The following is a 19,889-nucleotide window of genomic DNA, read 5'->3' as shown; positions in this document are numbered from 1 at the left end:
TTATTTTTGATATTTTATATCATAATTAATAAATAAAGGATAACTACGTTAGCTTTGCCTATAAAATCTGTTATAATTTTAAAATGAAGAATAAAATTATTAAATTTGCTAAATTTGGTTTTATCTTTATCGCATCTCTTTTCTTGGCATTTTTAATACTTGATTTTGCCTTCCCTTTAAATACGAAAATGCTCACTAGAGAAAATTCTTCGATATTGTTTGATAAAAATGGCGAGATTATTTCTATGCGCCCAAGTAGCGATGAAATTTGGCGTTTTGAGGCGCAAAATATCCCACAAACGCTCAAAGATAGCGTTTTACTCTTTGAAGATAGATACTTTTACTACCATTTTGGCTTTAATCCTTTTTCTATGACTAGAGCTGCTTTTCACAACCTAACGCACAAAAACCGCATAGGCGCTTCAACGATAACCATGCAAGTAGCCCGCATGATGAGCCCAAAAGAGCGCACATACGCTAATAAAATAAAAGAAATTTTTACCGCCTTTCAGCTTGAATGGCACTACAGTAAAGATGAAATTTTAAAATTTTACTTTAATCTCGCTCCTTATGGCGGCAATATAGAAGGCGTTGGAGCGGCTGCGAGGTTTTATTTTAATAAAAATTTAGAAGATCTAAGCATTGCTCAAATGGCTCTTCTTAGCACGATCCCAAAAAATCCGAACGCAAATCGCCTTGATAAAAAATCAAACATAAATACTTTAAAAAACCGCGTAGTAACTTTGCTGTACAAGGCTAAAATAATAGACAAGAGCCAATATCAAAGAGCCAGAAGCGAGCCATTTAAAAATAAACGCTTCAATGCGCCTTTAAATGCCAAACAATACTCTTTAATCGCTATTAAAAACGGAGTTATAAACTCGAATCTAAATCTAAATTTACAAAATATTTTAGAAACCAACCTAAAAATAGCCTCAGATTTAATGATGGATAAAAATGCCAAAAATGCAGCCGGTATAATTATAGACAATAGATCAATGAGTGTGGCTGCATATGTTGGCTCACATAACGAAAAGGCTTTAGACGGGGAAAATGACGGAGTGATTATGAGTAGAAACGTAGGCTCCACTCTAAAACCTTTTATATTTTCATTAGGACTTGATCAAGGCTTCATAACCCCTAAAAAAGAGATGATAGATACTGAAATTTTCATAAGAGAATACACTCCGAAAAATTACGATAACGAATTTTTGGGCATAGTTTCGGCTACAGAGGCCTTAGCGCTTAGCCTAAATATACCTGCTGTAAATTTAAATCACAAACTTAAAGAAAACTCACTATACGAGATGCTAAAAGAGATAAATTTAGTAAAAAATACAAAAGAATTTTACGGCGACAGCATATCATTAGGAAGCGCTGAAATGAGCCTATTAAATTTAGCCCACTTATATACAATATACGCCAATAAAGGGGAGTTAAAACCTCTTGAAGTCGCAGGAAAAACAGTAGGAGAAAACAAACGTCTAATAAGCGAACAAAGTGCGTATCTAACTGCAAAAATGCTATCAAAGGCAGCCAGAAGCTACCTAGGAGTCACATGGCGATATGCAAAGGATACTCCGCAAATCGCCTTTAAAACCGGCACTAGCTATGGCTCAAGAGATATATATGCCATAGGGGTTAATCAAGACTACACAATAGCAGTGTGGTTTGGAAATTTTAACGGTAAAAAGACTAAAAATTTAAGCGGATTTTCTGATGCTTCCAAAGTCGTTTTTGATATTTTTAAAATTTTAGCTCAGCAAGAGAGTCTATCTTTTATGGATATTCCAAACGGAATCGAAGAAAAAGAGAGCTGTCTGGACGCTTTTAAATTTAAAGAGTGTAAAAATATACAAATTGACGAGCTTATCAGTGGTATTAAACTAAAAGATGACTGCGATAGCATAAGAAGCGAAGAGGTGGATTTCTTGCTAAAAAACAATAAAATTTCAAAACAGGATATAAAAGACAGCCCCTGCTTTTATAAATTTAAAAACCATAAGCCTCTAATAGCCTCACCTTTTAACGAACAAATAATAATGAGTAATGAAAAGGAAACTAAAGTTATGCTAAAATGTTACGCATATATTGGAGATGAAATTTATTACAAAATAGATGACGAAGAGTTTAATAAGACCCAAAACGCAGCCGAAAAAATGCTAATTCTCGAAGAAGGTAACCACAAAATAGGTTGCTTGGATGAGAATTCAAATTTAAGCGAAATAAAAATAGAAATAAGGAGGTTTTGATGTTATTTAGATCTACAGCAGCTACTCTTATGCTATGTTTGAGCCTAAATGCTTTCACTCTTACGGGTGATTTTAGAGCGCCTGATGATAGAGTATTAATCTTTGGAGTAAAATACGAAAAAAAGGCTACATCGTCACTAATTGGAACGATGACGCATAAAAAACTTCTAACATGCACACCAGAACTTGAAGGAGTATACGAATACGGAAACAACGATATTACGCTTTATCTTACAAAACCACTTGTAAAAGGTATTGATTATAACTGCGTTAAAGATAAAACTTCGTCCGGGTTTTACAGCGGGGATTTTGTATTAGACAAATTTGTAGAATACTCTAAAAGTGATTATCTGATAGGCTTTAATGACGAGGTTAAAGAAGAAGAATTTGTTAAAAATTTTAAAATTTACGAGAGAAAAAATCTAGCGAAAAACGATATCAAATACAAAATCACAAGCAAAACAAAGAATAACTTTAATGTAAAACTACTTAGTAGCGGAGAAAATTTGATATTTGACGTATCAAATAATCTAAAAAGCGCCTCTGGAATAAATTTGGATAATAACTACGCAATACCTCAAGAGCCTACGACAGAAGAGATGTTTGTAGATAATCCAGAGGCTAAAACTATGCTTCTAACCGCCCCTAAAGCAGTTAGTTTGGATAATGGAAAATTAGCCATAAGACTATATTTAAAAAATTGGCTTGATTATGGAAATTTTCATAAATTTGTAAGTATAGACGGAGTTAAAAATTTTAAAGTTAGCGAGATTGAGTATACGAATTATACAGAGAAAGAAGATATACCGCAAGATCACTATTATTACATTGATGTCACAAGCGATGAATTTAAACCGAATACAGAATATAAAATAAGATATTTAAAAGGATTTGGAGATAGGTATTCATTACTAAGAGAGAGTGCTGAATTTAAAATCAAATTTGGAAATTTAAAACCGTTTTTAAAATTTAGCGATCCGCAAAATGCTCCATATATGTCAAATATCGGCGAGATAGCCATAGAAAGCGTCAATACAAGCACTGCAAAAGTAGTAGTAGAAAAACTAATAGATCAAAACTATAGATACTTCTTAAATTTTTCAAACGAAGACCTATCGCCTTTAGTTAAAGAGGTAGCAAGTAAAAACTATGAGCTTGGCGGGACTTTAAATGAAATTTCAAAACATAAGATCAAGCTTGACTTCGCAGATAGCGGAGATGGAGTGTATCTTATAACAATATATTACGACAAAGAAAAAAGCACATCTAAAGTAGTATATTTAACAGATATAGGCGTAAGCGTCAAACTGGCTAAAGATGAGATCTTTTTATTTGCTAATAGACTTAGTCAAAATGCTGTGGTAGCAAACGCGGATGTAAAAATTTATTCTAATAAAAACGAAATTTTAGCAAACGGGATAACAAACGATGAGGGCATATTTAAATTTAACAAGAAAAATATCGGCGAAGAGGCTTCATCTGCTGTCGTAACCATAGGCAAAGAGCAAGGGTTTATAATCTTGACTCAGGGCAAAAATTTAAACGAAAATGGCTACTATCCAAAAAAAGCTCCAAATGAACTTTACAGCGCTTATTTACACTTTGCGAGCGATATAATTCGTCCATCAGATACAATAAAAGGAGAGATAATAATCAAAAACGCTCTATTTAGCGCTCTATCTGAAATGCCTGTAAAACTTAAAATAAAAGATCCTCAAAACAAAACAATACTTAATAAATCGGTAAAGACAGATAAGCTTGGAGTGATAAATTTTGACGAGAGTATAAATTCGGAACTTAGCGGATCGTTTAAATTTGAAGTTGTTTTCGCAGACAGAATACTAACTTCTCAAAATTTCTCAGTTGAGTCTTTCACTCCTCAACGCATAAAAAATAATATAACACTAAATAAAGATATATATAACAAAGATGAACTAATAGAAGTTAAGCTTCAAAGCAACTATCTGTTTGGTGCTCCTGCTGGTGATTTAAAAGGCAACATAGAGCTAAATATGTATCAAAAAGAGTATTCAAACGATAAATTTAAAAATTATAATTTTAGCAATAGCGAATACTCTAAAATCTACTTTGACCAGATATTTAAAGATGTAAAGCTTGACAAAGACGGCAAGAGCACAAAGATAGTAAAACCACTTATAGGGCAAAAAAAGGTTGCAAGCGTAATTGGTGCTACCTTGGTCTTTAATATCAATGATGATGGTAAAAATATATCGGCAAGTAAAAATCTAACTATCTATCCTTTTGAAACTATGGTGGGGATTAAGGCCGATACCGACTTTACAGAGGTTAATAGCAATGTAAATTTTAACTTCATCAATATAGACCCTCTTAGTGGCGAAGAAAAACAAGGAATAGAAAAAGTAATAGATATAAAAAGAGGAGTATGGAATTACAACCTAGATAAAGAAGGTGTAATGAGATGGAATAAAAACTATGAAAGCATATCTCAAGTATCGCAATCTACAAATACCTTTTCTTACAGCTTCTCTCAAAGCGGAGATTACAAAGTAGTGGTAACGGATACTATAAGCGGACATAGTTCAAGCATAAATATATATGTCAGTGGCTGGGATTACGGCTCACTTGCTCCTACAAAAGAACTGGCAAAAGCTCAAATAAAACTAAATCAAAAGAGCTATAAAAAAGGCGATGTGATGAGTGTAGATGTAAGCTCTGTACTCAAAAACGCTATGGCACTCGTTACACTTGAAAGCAACGGGGTAAAAAAACATAAAATTTTAAATATCCAAAATAACTCAGCCAATGTAAAATTTGATCTGGATTTTGACTTTGAGGGATTATATGTAAGCGCTCTCATCATAAGAGTAGCCGATATCGATATACTTCCGTTTAGGGCATACGATAAGGTTTATGCCAAAGCAGAACATAAAGAAAGAAATATGGAAGTAAAAGCAAAGGCTCCAAATGTAGTAAGGTCAAATTCTAAATTTAAGATGGAAGTAAAAGCCGATCCTAATTCTGAAATTACATTATTTGCTGTAGATGAGGGAATTTTGCAGATAACAAATCAAAAATTAAAAAGCCCTCTTGATTTCTTCAATAAAGCAATAGCGGATTCTGTGCTTGATTTTGATATATTTGACAGCATTACAGGATTTAAAAAAGATGGCAAGGTGTTGAGCTTTGGAGGTGATAGCGCTAGTTCGCTAATGGAGATGAGAATGGCGAAATTTGCAACTCCAGTTGACAAGAAAAACGTAAAAACTTATATCAAAATGCAAACTGCAAGAGCTGATGCTAGCGGAAATGCAACTTTTGAAGTAGAGGTTCCTAAGGACTTCAATTCCAAGATAAATCTAGCCGTTTTAGCAAAGAGCGAAAGTAAGCTTGGTTTTGATATAAGTGAAATTGACGTCAAAGATGACATTATATTAAAACCTACACAAACTGCATACTTAGTAAAAGGCGATAAGATAAATTACATCCTAAGAGTTATAAATACTACAAACGATACAAAAGAGATTACTCTTAGCTTAGATACAAATTTAAACGCAAAACTTGAAAAAGAGAAGATAACTCTAAAGCCAAACGAGAATTTAAAAACAATCGTTGTCATAGATGCAAACTCTACCGGTAAATCATTCTTAAAATTTAAAGCAAATGACGGCAAAGAAAGCTACTCATACTCATTAAATTTAGACGTAGTTTACCCATATCCGCTTAGTACATATATGACATCTTTTCAAGCAAGCGAAAAAAAGACATTAACACTAGACCCCGAATTTAAAGATATTAAAATAGATGCTTCAACCTCTATAAAAAGCCTTCTTGGAGCAAATAGCGATAAGCTTATAAACTATCCTTACGGATGCTCAGAGCAACGCTCAAGTAAGCTTTTAGAGCTTAACGCATTAGTGCTTAACGATGAAAATAGCACAAAATCAAGAATAGATGCGGCAGATATCAAGAGATTTATAGTGGCCGGTATGAAAGATCTGATAAAAATGCAAAAAGCAGATGGAAGCTTCGGATATTGGGGTGAGTTAAGCTATACCAATAACTTTGCCTCTATATACGCTATAGATACGCTTCTAGAGCTTGAAAAATCAGGATTTGCTCTTGATAAAAATGTGAAATCCAAAGCGCTTAACTGGCTCATAAATTTTGGCTCAAAAGACAATCTTCAAGCCCTATATGCAGCTTATGTATTAAGCGCTCAAAACAAGCTTGAAAAATCCGCAGCCAATACTCTTTATGACAATAGGAAATTTTCAACCTCTCTTGAAACCTATCTAATGGCATCTATCCTTCAAAATATTGGCCTTAAAAAAGAGAGTGAAAATGCGCTTAAGCAAATTGGTGATGTAATTTACAATAAAGAAAAATCCCTAGCCGATAATTTTGGCTCAAGAAAGAGAAATACTGCATTTGCGCTATTACTTCACGCTAGACATTTTAAGAAAAATCCATTTAGCGAAGAGATGGCAAACTATCTAATAAAAAATATAGATAAAATGTATTCTACTCAGGAGCGTGCATTTACTCTCATGGCTTTAAGAACCTACATAAAAGATACTTCATCTAGAAATAAATTTAAAATAAGCTACGATGGCAAAGATATTCTTTTTAACGGGTTAAATAGTATCGATATATCTCCTAAAAAACCTGAAATTACAGTCATCCCCGAATCTGGATCATCTGTATATCTAAGCGTAAGAAGTATGGCATATAAACCGCTTGAAATAAATCACAAATTTGATAAAAAAGGGCTTGATATCATGAGAAAATTTGTCGGAAAAGACGGCAAAGAGATAGATATCAACAACCTTAAGCTAAATGACGTGATATATTCTAAGCTTATGATCAAAACCGATGATTACATAAGAAACGGAGTTATAAACGAGCAAATCAGCCCTTGCTTTGAGATCATAAACGAAAACATAGCTCCAAATTTAAGAACCAAAGCAACCACAAATACGCTAAATGTGGAGCATAACGTGATAGCTGATGATAGAGTGCTTACATTCTATTCTCTTAGCTCAGGATACGTGAACGAAAAGGATAAGACGCCATTTACCCTTTACACTCCGCTTAGAGTTGTGATGAGCGGCAAGTGCATGCTTCCTGCGGTCATAACTGAAAATATGTACGATGAGAGTATGAGCGATTACGATTTAGCTCAAAAAGAGTTCATTGTAAAATAACTTCACAAAAAGCGGCTTTGTTAATTAAAGCCGCTTTTATTATCCTTAAATTTCAGCCTACTTTTATAAATTTAATCGCCCTATTAGTAAAATTCTGATAAAATCGAGCATTTTTGATAAAACCTAAAAGGATTTGAAGTGAGTTTTTACAACGCAAAAGAGGTTGAAGAAAAATTTTATAAAATTTGGGAAGAGCGCGGATATTTCGAGATTGACGCAAACAAAGATATCCAAAAAGAAGGTCGCAAATTTTGCATTATGATGCCTCCTCCAAATGTAACCGGTTCGCTTCACATAGGACACTCTCTTACCTTTACGCTTCAAGACATAATGACAAGATATAAAAGAATGGACGGCTACAAGACGCTTTGGCAGCCGGGACTTGATCATGCGGGAATCGCCACTCAAAACGTCGTTGAAAAGCAGCTTTTAGCTCAAGGTATAACAAAAGAGAGCATAGGACGCGAAGAGTTTGTAAATCGCGTATGGCAATGGAAGGAAAAAAGCGGTGGCATGATAGTTCATCAGATGCGCCGTCTTGGGATAACTCCTGCTTGGAGTCGCCAAAGATTTACCATGGATGAGGGGCTTAAAAAAGCCGTCAAAAAAGCCTTTGTAAAGCTTTATGAAAACGGCACGATAGTTCGCGGAAACTACATGATAAACTGGTGCACGCACGACGGAGCGCTTAGCGATATCGAAGTCGAGCACAAAGACAACAAAGGCAAGCTTTATCATATCAAGTATTATTTTGCCGATGAGCCTAGCAAATTTGTAGTAGTGGCTACGACTCGTCCGGAAACCTACTTTGGCGATACAGCCGTAATGGTCAATCCAAACGACGAAAGATATAAGCATTTGATAGGTAAAAAAGTAATCTTGCCTATCATAAACCGCAAGATAGAGATAATTGCCGATGAGCACGTGGATATGGAGTTTGGAACAGGACTTGTTAAAGTTACTCCGGCTCACGATATGAATGACTACGAAGTCGGCAAGCGCCATAATTTGGAGTTCATCACATGCTTTGACGAGGCTGGAATCCTAAACGAAGAGTGCGCACACTTTAAGGGTCTTGAGCGCCTTGAAGCAAGAGATGTCATCGTAGCGGAGCTTGAAAGGATCGGTAATATCGAAAAGATTGAAGACTACGAAAATCAAGTAGGCTACTGCTATCGCTGCAAAAATGTCGTAGAGCCTTATATCTCAAAGCAGTGGTTTGTAAAACGCGAGATAGCCGATCAGGCGATTGCGGATGTGGCAAGCGGTCTTGCTAAATTTTATCCTCCGCACTGGATAAATAGCTTTAACGCTTGGATGAGAGAACTTCGCGACTGGTGTATATCTCGCCAGCTTTGGTGGGGACATCAAATTCCCGTTTTTTATTGCGATGATTGCGGTCATGAGTGGGCTGATGAGGGCGAACCGACAGAGTGTAGAAAGTGTAAAAGCAAAAATTTCCATCAAGATCCAGACGTGCTTGATACTTGGTTCTCTAGCGGTCTTTGGCCTTTTAGCACGCTTGGTTGGGGTAACGGTGATGAGCTTAAAGATGACAAATGGTTTGAAGATGATTTAGCTGAATTTTATCCAAATAACCTTCTTATAACAGGCTTTGATATCTTGTTTTTCTGGGTAGCAAGGATGATGTTTCAGGGGCAAAATGCACTAGGTAAGCTTCCTTTTAGCGATATATACCTGCATGCTTTAGTTAAGGACGAGCAAGGCAGAAAGATGAGCAAAAGCCTTGGAAACGTGATAGATCCGCTTGATAGTATTGAGGAGTATAGTGCGGACATCTTGCGCTTTACGCTTGCCTTGCTTGCGGTTCAAGGGCGAGATATAAAGCTAAGCGACGACAAGATGAAATTGGTAAGAAATTTCACCAATAAGCTTTATAACGCCAGCAAATACTTGCTGTTAAACGAGAGCAAATTTGAAGATCTTCATAAGATAGAGCTTAAAACAAAGCTTGGAATTTATATGGCTAGCCGCTTTAGCGAGTGCGTTAAACAGGTGCGCGAAAATATTGATGCTTACCGCTTTAATGACGCTGCAAATGCGCTTTATAAATTCCTTTGGGATGAATTTTGCGACTGGGGAATCGAGCTTAGCAAGGCTGACAAAAGTAGCGTAAAAGAACTTGGAAGCATATTTAAAGAGGCTATGAGGCTACTAAGTCCGTTTATGCCGTTTATAAGCGAATATCTATATCACGAGCTAAGCGGTACAAATTTAGAAAACTCAGGCTCTATAATGATTTCGCGCTATCCTGAGATAAAAGAGCAAAATTTAGAGATCGAAGGCATTTTTTCACTCGTAATCGAAGCGATAGTAGCTATAAGACGCGCAAAAGCTACGATTGACCTAGGAAATTCTAAAATTTCAAAGGCTTATGTAAAGCTAAATAGAAGCGAAAATTTAAGCGAGGCAAAAGAGTATATCGCCCTACTTGCCAAATGCGAACAAATCGAATTTGTAAGCAGCAAGATAGATGATGCCGTATGCGATGTAAGCGAAAATTTAGAGGTATTTATCTCGCTTGAAGGAGTTGATATGTCGGCGATGATAAGTAGATTAACCGCGCAGAAAAACAAGCTTGAAAAAGAGATAATGAAGCTTTCAAACATGCTTAATAACGAAAAATTTGTGGCAAATGCTCCTGCTGATGTCATAGAGACAAACAAAGCCGGCCTTACAAGCGCAAAAGAGCAGTTTGAAAAAGTAGAAGCTGAGCTTAAAAAATTTAGTAAATAACTTAAAGGATAAGAATGAAGGGTTTAGGATTTGGTGGATTTACATTAGGAACTGTCGTTGCGGTCGCCTTGTCATGGGGTGCGAACAAAAGCATTTTATGGGCGATTATACATGGATTTCTTAGTTGGTTTTATGTAATTTATTATTTTCTATTTAAATAATAAGGCACGTAAACCTAATGATAGAAATTTCAAATTTAATCAAATACTATGGCGACACAAGAGTTATAGATGATGTTAGTTTTACGGTAAATGAGAGCGAAATTTTCGCACTTGTCGGACATAGCGGAGCGGGTAAATCCACCCTGCTTCGTTGCATAAACGGACTTGAGAGTTATCAAAGCGGCTCTGTTAAAGTATATGGCAAAGAGATAAAAGATATCAGCGCAAACGAACTTAGACACTTTAGAAAAGATGTCGGTATGATATTTCAGCATTTTGCTCTGATGGCTAGAAAAAACGTATTTGATAATGTCGCAACTCCGCTTGAATTTTGGAAATATCCAAAAAGCAAAATTCAAAAAAGAGTAAGCGAGCTGCTTGAACTTGTAGGGCTAAGCAACAAAGCAAAAAGCTATCCAAGCGAACTAAGTGGCGGTCAAAAGCAGCGCGTAGCCATAGCAAGAGCGCTTGCTTTAAATCCTAAAATTTTACTAAGCGATGAGGCTACATCGGCTCTTGATCCAAACACTACAAATTCTATCTTAGAGCTCTTAAAAAAGATCAATCGCGAGCTAAAAATAAGCATAGTTATCGTCACTCACGAGATGGAAGTCGTAAAATCAACCGCACATAGAGCGATCCTGCTAGAACACGGCAAAATCATAGGCTCAGGCAGTATCGAAGAGCTATTTTTAAAACCAGATGAAAAGATGAAAGAGTTTTTAGGCGAAGTTGAAATTCTGCCTCAAAGCGGAGTTAATATCCGTCTGTTTTTTCCAAAAGAGGTAGCGCAAAAAAGCATTATCACACACATGGCAAGAACTCTAAATATCGATTTTAACATCGTCTGGGGCAAGCTTGAAAAGCTAAACGAAAACGTCCTTGGCTCACTCGTGATAAACGTAGAAAAAGAAGATGAAGCAAAAGTGATAGAGTACGTCAAACAAAGCGGCGTTTTATGGGAGGTAGCGTGATGTTTGGGATAGATTTTTCTAAATTTCCCGATGTTTTTGAGCGAATTTTACTTCCTGCGATCAACGAGACGCTTTATATGAGCTTGGTTTCCACGCTGCTTGCATTCGCACTTGGGCTTATCCCCGCGGTACTTTTAGTGCTTAGCGATAAAGACGGACTTAAACCAAACAAAAAGCTGTATCTAGTGCTTGATATAATCGTAAACACATTAAGAAGCTTTCCGTTTATCATACTCATCATCGTACTTTTCCCGTTTACTAAGATGATAGTGGGCACAAGTATCGGCACAACGGCAGCCATCGTGCCTCTTACGATAGGCGCGGCACCTTTTATCGCTAGGCTCATCGAAAGCGCGTTAAAAGAGGTTGATAAAGGCATAATCGAAGCCGCAAAAAGCTTTGGCGCGTCAAATTCGCAGATTATATTTAAGATAATGTTCGTTGAGGCACTTCCCGGCATAATATCAGCCATAACTCTTACTTTGATAGTTATTGTTGGCTTCTCAGCGATGGCAGGAGCGGTCGGTGGAGGCGGTCTTGGAGCGGTTGCGATCAACTACGGATATCAGCGCTTTAGACCTGATATCATGATTTATACGGTAGTTATCTTGATCATAATGGTTCAAATTTTCCAGTCAATCGGAAATTTACTATACAAAATAACAAAAAAGTAGCATTTTGTGCTACTTTTATTTTTTTTTAAATATTTTTTATCTACAATCTCAAAATTATTTTAAAAGAAAGGATTGAAATGAAATCAGATATGTGCGAAATGTGTCGTTGTGTAAAATTTAAGTCGTCGAAAGACTAACGCTAAGCACAAATTTCTTTTTAAGTGCTTAGTTCAAGCTAAACATTTAAAAAGAAATTTAATAAGCTTCTCGCCTATACTATCCTTTTAAATGAATTAGCTGTATTTAAAATTTAAAGGATAAAAAATGAAATTTTCTAAAATTCTACTTGGTGCACTACTTGCAGTAACTTTAAGCTCAGCCGATAAAGCCAAAACAATCATAGTTGGAGCTACGCCCGTTCCTCACGCAGAAATTCTTGAAGTTGCTAAACCTCTACTTGAAAAAGAAGGCTTTAAGCTTGAAATAAAAGAGTTTAACGACTATACGATACCAAATTTAGCAACTGAAGACGGCGATCTTGACGCAAATTTCTTTCAACACTTGCCATATCTAAACGAATTTAACAAAAACAAAGGTACTCATCTGGTTAAAACTGTAGGCGTTCACCTTGAGCCAATGGGAGTTTATTCGGCTAAGATAAAAGATCTAAGCGAACTAAAAAACGGCGACACTGTAGCGATACCAAATGATCCTACAAACGAAAGCCGCGCACTAGACGTGCTTGCAAGCGCAGGACTTATCAAACTAAACGATAATCCTCTAAAAACTCCGCTTGATATCGTAGAAAATCCTAAAAATTTAAAATTTAGCGAGATCGAAGCAGCGCAAATTCCAAGAACACTAAGTGACGTAACTATCGCGGTTATCAATACAAACTACGCTTTAAACGCGAAGCTAAATCCGTCAAAAGATGCGCTTGCGCTTGAGAGCAAAGATAGCCCTTATACGAACTACGTGGTTGTAAAAGTAGGCAATGAAAACAGTCCTAAAATAAAAGCCTTAGACAAAGCTATAAATTCAGCTGAAGTTAAAAAATTTATAGAGAGCAAATACGAAGGCGCTATTCTTCCTGCATTTTAATAATGCAATCCAAAGCCTAAACGCATTGTTTAGGCTTTTATCCAAATTTTACTACAAAGGCTAAATTTGCTCAGTGAAGTTACAAATTTCATCGTTGAAACTGTCGGGCAATGGGGATATGTCGGCATATTTTGCATGATGTTTTTAGAAAGCTCTTTTTTCCCATTTCCAAGCGAAATAGTTATGATACCAGCAGGATATCTTGCAAGCAAAGGCGAGATGAATCTAATCCTAGCTTTTTTAGCAGGCACAGGCGGCTCTTTGGCAGGTGCGGTGTTTAACTACTATTTATGCTACTTTTTCGGAAGAGATCTCATTCTAAAATACGGTAAATACGTGCGAATGACAGAAGAAAAAATGCAAAAATTTGAAAATTTCTTTAATAAACACGGCGAAATTTCTACATTTAACTGCCGTCTAATCCCTGGAATTCGTCAATATATAAGCCTTCCGGCAGGTCTAGCTAAAATGAATCTTTTTAAATTTAGCCTTTATACTACACTTGGTGCAGGAATTTGGGTGGAGATCTTGCTTGCTGTGGGGTATTATCTAGGAACTGATTACGATAAAGAGCTATTTAAAAATATAGTCTTAGCAATGCTTGTTGCAGTAGCTGCCATAACGGCAATTTATATTTACATAAAAAAATCAAAAAAATAGATCAAGGAGAGAGTTGAAACTCTCCTTTTGATTAGTTAAGAAATCTTCTTTTGCTTTGGTCTAAAGACCTTCATCACATTTTCATCAGTCTCTATATAAGCACCTTCGATAAGATCGATGCAGTAAGGTATCGAAGGAAATATCGGCTCCAAGCACTCTCTTATGGCCTTTGGTTGCCCAGGTAAATTTACTATTAAGGCGCGTCCTCTAATGCCTGCTGTTTGGCGTGACAGTATAGCCGTAGGAACAAATTTCAAGCTTGCCGCTCGCATTAGCTCACCAAAGCCGGGCATCATCTTTTCGCATACCGCTTCAGTTGCTTCAGGAGTCACATCTCTAACCGCAGGCCCCGTTCCTCCGGTGGTTAAAACCAGATTACATCCTAGATTATCAACCATATTTATAAGTCGCTTTTTTATAAGTTCAAACTCATCAGGGATTACTTCGTATATATACTCGCGCTCACTTGTTATCCACTCATCAAGCACCGCTTTTATCGCAGGTCCTGATTGATCCTCGTAAGTACCTTCGCTTGCTCTATCTGAAAGCGTTAAAATTCCTATTTTTATCTTCATAAATTTTACTCCATTGTTAAAATATGTGCGATTTTAGCATATTATTGCAAATTATTCATAAGAGCTTTGTATTATTATCTTTATCGCTGTCTTATCTATACTCTCGTTTGCTATGATGTATTCGCAAATTTTTTCCGTTTGCGCCTTCATCCCTCGCAAGAACTCCGATATCTCGCTATACGCTTCTTGAAGTATAGCCTCCACATCGGCAGGATTTGGTACTAAAGTTTTGCCCATACCATACTCAAAAACCATATTTTGAGCGATCTCTTTTGCCTTTGCTATATCGCTGTGTGCGTTTGAAAAGATGTCATCCCTACTCTCTTTTAGAGCGCTCATACCGGCTAGACATACCTTTATGCGAGAAAGCATTTGAGTCTTGGACTCTATCTCGCGTTCAGTGGCTCTAAAGTGATCTTCAACAAGCGAAATTTTTTCAAACTCAACCCCGAACCAATACGCACTTAGTGCCTTTGCACTTTGATAAAGGGCTTGAATTTTTTTCTCTTCGTCGTTATAGCTAAGCACGCGCTTTTTGCCAAGCAAGACTTTATTTAGCACGTTTTCAAAGTCGCTCATATCTATCGTGCCTTTGTTATTTCTAAGTGCGTTTATAGCAGCTTCATTTACTAAAGTAGCAAGCGCGGCCCCGGAAAAACCTACACTTATCTTAGCTATATCTTCAGGCGATACGCTAGAGCTTTTATCTTTAAGATATGATTTTAAAATTTCGACCCTGTCTGAAAAATCAGGCATCGATAGATAAATTCTCCTATCAAACCTACCTGAGCGAAGCAATGCCTCATCTATCATCTCGATCCTGTTTGTAGCGGCTATCACTATGACGCCAGAGTTATCTTCAAAGCCGTCCATCTCGGTTAAAAGCTGATTTAGCGTGGCTTCACGCTCATCGTTTCTACTTCCGCCGCGCACTTTGCCGACCGCGTCTATCTCGTCGATGAAGATTATCGACGGTGCGTAAGCCTTAGCTTTTAAAAACAGCTCCCTAACTCTCTTTGCGCCCATTCCTACGTAAATTTGCACAAATGCAGCTCCGCTTTGGTAAAAAAATGGTACGTTCGCCTCTCCTGCTACAGCCTTTGCCACCAGAGTTTTACCAACTCCAGGAGGTCCTATCATAAGAACGCCTTTTGGCATTTTGATACCAAATTTTCTGTATTTGGCAGGATTTTTTAAGAAGTCCACTATCTCGCTAAGTTCGAATTTCACATCTTTTATGCCTGCCACATCGCTAAAGCTTACATTTGATATAGCCGGCACAACCGAGCTTGTAAATATATTTTCAATCTCATACACTCCCATTTTCTCATCGCTTGTGTTTTCCGATTTTTTCTTTAGCTTGTATCTTCCGTAAACAAATAAAACACCGTATCCAATCGCTATAAGAAATATTACAGCTAAAATTTCTTCTATTATAGGATGCTCTTTTTTCACATTTACGGGTACTTTTTGAACCAGCTTGCTCATATCTATCCCATCTTTTACGATAGTGTATTTATGCCCGCCTTTTGTCGTGATCAAAATTTCATTTTGCACTATAGTAGCTTCAGATATCAGATTACCATCAAGTAGCTTTTCGTAACTATCATACATAATATTTTTTGGCTGATTTTTAAATGCCACTATAGACATCAAGCATACTAAAAGTAGTACCGAAATAGCGATAATATTTTTCTTATTAAATTTAAATTTTTGCATAATTTGCCTCATCATTTATATCATATCTGTCCACTATCACCCACTCCTTGATAATATCCCTATTCGTTTTTATCTTTACTTTATTGTAAAACTGATCAAATCCCTCGTAAAATTCGCCATTTTTTTGTTCTACCAATACACTAAGAGCAACACTATTCTCTTGTCTAAATTTTATATTGTTTTGCAAAACTATATCTTTTAATATTTTCATTCTATTTTTTGCAATATCTCCGCTTACATCGACTTTCATAGTCGCTGAATGGGTATTATCTCTGGGTGAATAGGCAAAACAGTGTAGGTGAGTAAGTGGGAATTTCTTGAAGTTTTCCAGTGTCTCAGCCCAAATTTGCTCACTCTCTCCAGGATGACCCACAATAAAATCGGTTCCAAGAGCAAAGCCGAGTTCTGCTAGCTCTAAAAATAGCTCGATATCTTTAAGTGCCCTATTTCTGCGTCTCATTATCTTAAGCATAGCCTCGCTAGTATGCTGAAGCGCTATATGAAGGTGTCTTTCTAGCCAACTCTCTTTTAAAATTTCTCTAAAGCTATCATCTATCTGACTTGGCTCAATACTTCCAAGCCTAATCCTTTTTATACCGTTTATTTGCCCAAGCCTTGCAAGCAGCTTTCCAAGAGATGAGTTTGTATCTTTGCCGTAGCTGCCGATATTTGTGCCAGTTAATACAAGCTCGTTATAGCCGTTAGAGGCTAAAATTTTGGCCTCATTTAAGATACTTTCCTCATTCATACTCCTTGCTTTGCCACGCACCGAAGGGATGATACAGTAACTACAAACAAAATCACATCCTTCTTGAATCTTTATAAAAGCCTTCGTGTGATTTTCGTAGTTTGTAACTATATTTTTATCTATACTTTCTAAATTTCCAAGCTCAAAAAATGGATTTTGAGCCTTTAAAAGCGAATTTATATCTTCTTTTTTACTTGCGCCTATAACGCCAAAAACAGAGCTTTTATCAAAGAGCTCTCTACCCTTACTAACCGCTCCACATCCTGTGAGTATCACCTTTGCGCCGCGTTTTTTAACACTATTTATATAGCTTCTAGTGCCGCTATCTGCGCTATTTGTGACAGTGCAAGAGTTTATCACTACGATATCGGCTTCATTTTCATCATTTGTGATCTCATAGTCCTTTACATAGCTCTTCATAAGCTCGGTATCGTATATATTTGTGCGACATCCAAAGGTTTTAAAGTATATCTTCTCTCTTACCTGCATTACATTATTTCTTCATTGTTTTCTATAGGTTTTGGGTCGCTCGCCTTTCTTCTTTTATCCATATAAAGAGTCTGGGTAGGATATGCGATCACTATATCATCCTCTTTTATCAAGCTCTCTATAATCTCTGAGCTAATAGTGCTTCTTAACGCCATGGGAGCAAAAGAATTTGTCATATACCAAGCCGAAATTTTAACTCCATGGGGCTCTATAAATGAGAAAATTCTAGGCTCTACGTTTGGATTTTTGATACTGTATTGATTTCTTAGCTTACTCATCTGCTTTTTGGCTATGTCTGTATAGCCTTTAGAGTACTTTCTAACTATATTTTTGATTATATAGACAGCTTTTTTATGATTTGATTCAAAACTAAGAGTGATATCTATACCATCCCATACGGTTTTCATACCTTGATGAGAAAAATTTGCTATAAGATCAGTAAAAATATAGTTATTTGGTATAAAGATAATACGTCCAGCTCTGCGGTTAAACTGATAGGTATTAAAGGTAACATCCTCATAGATAGTCATTCTAAGCAGAGATATGTCTATAATGTCGCCCACGAAATTTTCTCCGTCCTTTCTAACCTTTATCCTATCTCCCACATGAAAACTTCCGCCAAATACGATAACCGTCCAGCCAAGCATACTCATAAACATATCTTTCATCGCGATAGCAATACCAGCTGAGGCAAAACCAAGCACAGTGACTATATATGTAACGTTTTCAATATAGGCAAATAGTAAAATCAAAATTATAAGAGTTATATTTACTAAATTTATAAATTTATTTGCCGTATATAGTCTCTCGTTGTCTGTAATTGTCTTTTTGATAATAAATTTAAACAAAAATGACAAAGCTATAACAACAAGGATGAAAATCCCTATATTCATAGCCTTTTTCATCTGAGCCTTGATATCCTCGGTTACTCTACTTATAGCCTCTATAACCCTTTTTTCATAGACACTGTATGTAGTCTGAGCAATATCTTCAGCCGCTTTAAACTCAATAATTTCTTGTCTAATATCAATCAATTCATTTTTATATGTCTCATCTTCGCTAAGCCTTACAATTTCAGATAAAATTTCCTCTTTTTTATTAAGCTCGTCTATGATTCTATCAAGTCCCTCAAGACGTATCTTATATTCATCTTTAGTGCTTCTAAGCTGCTTAATATATGAAAAGCCAGAAATTACAGCTATTGGGTTTGTGATCTTTTGCATACTATCTATTTCAGGAGCTGTTATCATGCTAGAAAAAGGTGCTTTTTCAAATTCTTTTAAAAGTTCAAGCTGTTCTTTGATAGTGTTTTGCTTTTTTTGTAGCTCAATCGTGCTTTTGCTACTAGATTTGCTCTGCTTTTTAAGCATACCCTCTATAGTTTTAAGCTCATATGTTAAATTTTGAAATGTTTTATAGTTTGAATACCTTGTAATCCAAATATTTCCTGCAAGCTTTTCGTTGATAGGTATAAGTTTACTCCTAAGATCAAGCAAGGCTGTATCTTTAATAGCGGTAGTAGCGTTTGATTCGGCTATTATTACTTCACTATTACCGAAAGAAAAGACAAAAAACAATAAAAAAACGAATATTTTTTTCATTTAAACTCGCTTAAAACTTGCATTACAATATCTTTTGAGATATCTTGCCTTATCTCATATTCACCTATACCATTTGGTAAAATAAATTTAATCTTTGAATTTTCGCTCTTTTTATCTAAGAAAAACGCATCATAAAAGACATCTAAATCTGCAATTTTATATTCTACAGGTAGATTAAATTTAACTAGCAAATTTTTAATCCTATCTCTATCTAAATAAGTTAAAAACCCTAATTTAACCGCCAATGAATTAGCCATATTCATACCTATAGCCACAGCCTCTCCGTGTAAAAATCTCTTATATCCGGTTTCATTTTCTATAACGTGAGCAAAGGTATGACCATAATTTAGCACAGCCCTAATGCCTTTTTCGGTCTCATCTTTTTCAATGGCTTTTGCTTTTAAAGATACGCTTTTAAAGATCAAATTTTGTAAATTTTCATTATCGCTCAAATCAGTTTTTTCAAGCCAATCAAACATATCTTTATCAAACATAACAGCCATTTTTATAGCCTCTGCAACACCTGCTGCGAATTCTCTTTTAGCAAGAGTTTTTAGAAATTTTGTCTCGCAATATACAGCAACTGGCTGATAAAAAGAGCCTATTAAATTTTTGCCAAATTTATTATTTACACCGGTTTTTCCGCCCACACTCGCATCGACCTGAGCTAGAAGCGTGGTAGGGATATTTATAAATTTAATGCCTCTTTGATAGATACTCGCTGCAAATCCGGCCATATCGCTTATGACTCCACCGCCAAGAGCTATTATCACACTGCCTCTATCAAGCCTGCTTACAAAAAGCTGTTCTAATATCTCTTCTATGCTCTTTAAATTTTTATACTCTTCACCGTCAGGCAGAGTAATGATAAATTTCTCTTTACATTTTAAAACAGCAAGCAGACTATCAAGATGTAACCCACTCACTTTAGAATTAGTAACGATAGCTACTTTCGTATCAAATTTGAGCTTTTTAAGCTCATCTATATAGACCTTATAGTTTCTTGATATATCTTTTAAATTTATATCGATTTGCAAAGTATCCCCTATATT

General features: G+C 36.1%; 13 protein-coding genes. 8 read left to right on the top strand and 5 right to left on the bottom strand.

Annotated features, from left to right (window positions below; all coding sequences use genetic code 11):
- The first annotated feature begins 83 nt into the window (after window positions 1–83).
- The 8 genes from pbpC to CDOM16190_RS08005 all read left to right on the top strand — a co-directional run bounded on the left by pbpC (window position 84) and on the right by CDOM16190_RS08005 (window position 13,705).
- Complete coding sequence (gene pbpC / locus CDOM16190_RS08040; RefSeq protein WP_170019959.1) at window positions 84–2,252, top strand: penicillin-binding protein 1C; 2,169 nt, start codon at window positions 84–86, stop codon at window positions 2,250–2,252.
- Complete coding sequence (locus CDOM16190_RS08035; RefSeq protein ID WP_170019957.1) at window positions 2,252–7,438, top strand: alpha-2-macroglobulin family protein; 5,187 nt, start codon at window positions 2,252–2,254, stop codon at window positions 7,436–7,438. Before pbpC ends, CDOM16190_RS08035 begins: the two co-directional genes overlap by 1 nt.
- A gap of 138 nt (window positions 7,439–7,576) precedes the next feature.
- Entirely contained in the window at window positions 7,577–10,195 is a 2,619-nt protein-coding gene (locus CDOM16190_RS08030; protein WP_170019955.1) for a valine--tRNA ligase, read from the top strand.
- 14 nt (window positions 10,196–10,209) lie between these two features.
- Window positions 10,210–10,356, top strand: coding sequence for a hypothetical protein (locus CDOM16190_RS08025; RefSeq protein WP_169974737.1), 147 nt, complete (start codon window positions 10,210–10,212; stop codon window positions 10,354–10,356).
- A gap of 17 nt (window positions 10,357–10,373) precedes the next feature.
- Window positions 10,374–11,330, top strand: coding sequence for a methionine ABC transporter ATP-binding protein (locus CDOM16190_RS08020; RefSeq protein ID WP_170019953.1), 957 nt, complete (start codon window positions 10,374–10,376; stop codon window positions 11,328–11,330).
- On the top strand, window positions 11,330–12,004 hold the full coding sequence (locus tag CDOM16190_RS08015) for a methionine ABC transporter permease (protein ID WP_170020045.1): 675 nt from the start codon (window positions 11,330–11,332) through the stop codon (window positions 12,002–12,004). The genes CDOM16190_RS08020 and CDOM16190_RS08015 overlap by 1 nt, the downstream gene beginning before the upstream one ends.
- A gap of 264 nt (window positions 12,005–12,268) precedes the next feature.
- Window positions 12,269–13,045, top strand: a complete 777-nt coding sequence (locus CDOM16190_RS08010; RefSeq protein ID WP_170019952.1) for a MetQ/NlpA family ABC transporter substrate-binding protein — start codon at window positions 12,269–12,271, stop codon at window positions 13,043–13,045.
- 66 nt (window positions 13,046–13,111) lie between these two features.
- Window positions 13,112–13,705, top strand: coding sequence for a DedA family protein (locus tag CDOM16190_RS08005; protein ID WP_170019950.1), 594 nt, complete (start codon window positions 13,112–13,114; stop codon window positions 13,703–13,705).
- Between the two features lie 35 nt (window positions 13,706–13,740).
- Here CDOM16190_RS08005 and mog read toward each other — a convergent pair whose 3' ends face one another.
- The 5 genes from mog to aroB are packed head-to-tail and all read right to left on the bottom strand — an operon-like array spanning window position 13,741 to window position 19,874.
- Window positions 13,741–14,280 carry a molybdopterin adenylyltransferase gene (gene mog, locus CDOM16190_RS08000; RefSeq protein WP_170019948.1) on the bottom strand — a complete coding sequence of 180 codons (540 nt, stop codon included), beginning with the start codon at window positions 14,278–14,280 and terminating at the stop codon, window positions 13,741–13,743.
- 51 nt (window positions 14,281–14,331) lie between these two features.
- Window positions 14,332–15,999 carry an ATP-dependent metallopeptidase FtsH/Yme1/Tma family protein gene (locus CDOM16190_RS07995; protein ID WP_170019946.1) on the bottom strand — a complete coding sequence of 556 codons (1,668 nt, stop codon included), beginning with the start codon at window positions 15,997–15,999 and terminating at the stop codon, window positions 14,332–14,334.
- Window positions 15,986–17,236: a tRNA (N(6)-L-threonylcarbamoyladenosine(37)-C(2))-methylthiotransferase MtaB gene (gene mtaB, locus CDOM16190_RS07990; protein ID WP_170019944.1), complete on the bottom strand. Its 1,251-nt coding sequence runs from the start codon at window positions 17,234–17,236 to the stop codon at window positions 15,986–15,988. Before mtaB ends, CDOM16190_RS07995 begins: the two co-directional genes overlap by 14 nt.
- Entirely contained in the window at window positions 17,236–18,837 is a 1,602-nt protein-coding gene (locus CDOM16190_RS07985; protein WP_170019942.1) for a mechanosensitive ion channel family protein, read from the bottom strand. The genes mtaB and CDOM16190_RS07985 overlap by 1 nt, the downstream gene beginning before the upstream one ends.
- Window positions 18,834–19,874 carry a 3-dehydroquinate synthase gene (gene aroB, locus CDOM16190_RS07980; protein WP_170019940.1) on the bottom strand — a complete coding sequence of 347 codons (1,041 nt, stop codon included), beginning with the start codon at window positions 19,872–19,874 and terminating at the stop codon, window positions 18,834–18,836. The genes CDOM16190_RS07985 and aroB overlap by 4 nt, the downstream gene beginning before the upstream one ends.
- Window positions 19,875–19,889 lie beyond the last annotated feature (15 nt).

The organism is Campylobacter sp. RM16190, from assembly GCF_012978835.1.
Classification (GTDB): domain Bacteria; phylum Campylobacterota; class Campylobacteria; order Campylobacterales; family Campylobacteraceae; genus Campylobacter_A.
The sequence above is the reverse complement of the archived record's forward strand: the minus strand, read 5'-3'. Positions and strand labels throughout refer to the sequence as shown.

Coding starts and splice junctions, on each gene's coding strand:
- pbpC (WP_170019959.1), top strand. CDS start 84: ATGAAGAATAAAATTATTAAATTTGCTAAATTTGGTTTTATCTTTATC.
- CDOM16190_RS08035 (WP_170019957.1), top strand. CDS start 2,252: ATGTTATTTAGATCTACAGCAGCTACTCTTATGCTATGTTTGAGCCTA.
- CDOM16190_RS08025 (WP_169974737.1), top strand. CDS start 10,210: ATGAAGGGTTTAGGATTTGGTGGATTTACATTAGGAACTGTCGTTGCG.
- CDOM16190_RS08020 (WP_170019953.1), top strand. CDS start 10,374: ATGATAGAAATTTCAAATTTAATCAAATACTATGGCGACACAAGAGTT.
- CDOM16190_RS08015 (WP_170020045.1), top strand. CDS start 11,330: ATGTTTGGGATAGATTTTTCTAAATTTCCCGATGTTTTTGAGCGAATT.
- CDOM16190_RS08010 (WP_170019952.1), top strand. CDS start 12,269: ATGAAATTTTCTAAAATTCTACTTGGTGCACTACTTGCAGTAACTTTA.
- mog (WP_170019948.1), bottom strand. CDS start 14,280: ATGAAGATAAAAATAGGAATTTTAACGCTTTCAGATAGAGCAAGCGAA.
- CDOM16190_RS07995 (WP_170019946.1), bottom strand. CDS start 15,999: ATGCAAAAATTTAAATTTAATAAGAAAAATATTATCGCTATTTCGGTA.
- mtaB (WP_170019944.1), bottom strand. CDS start 17,236: ATGCAGGTAAGAGAGAAGATATACTTTAAAACCTTTGGATGTCGCACA.
- CDOM16190_RS07985 (WP_170019942.1), bottom strand. CDS start 18,837: ATGAAAAAAATATTCGTTTTTTTATTGTTTTTTGTCTTTTCTTTCGGT.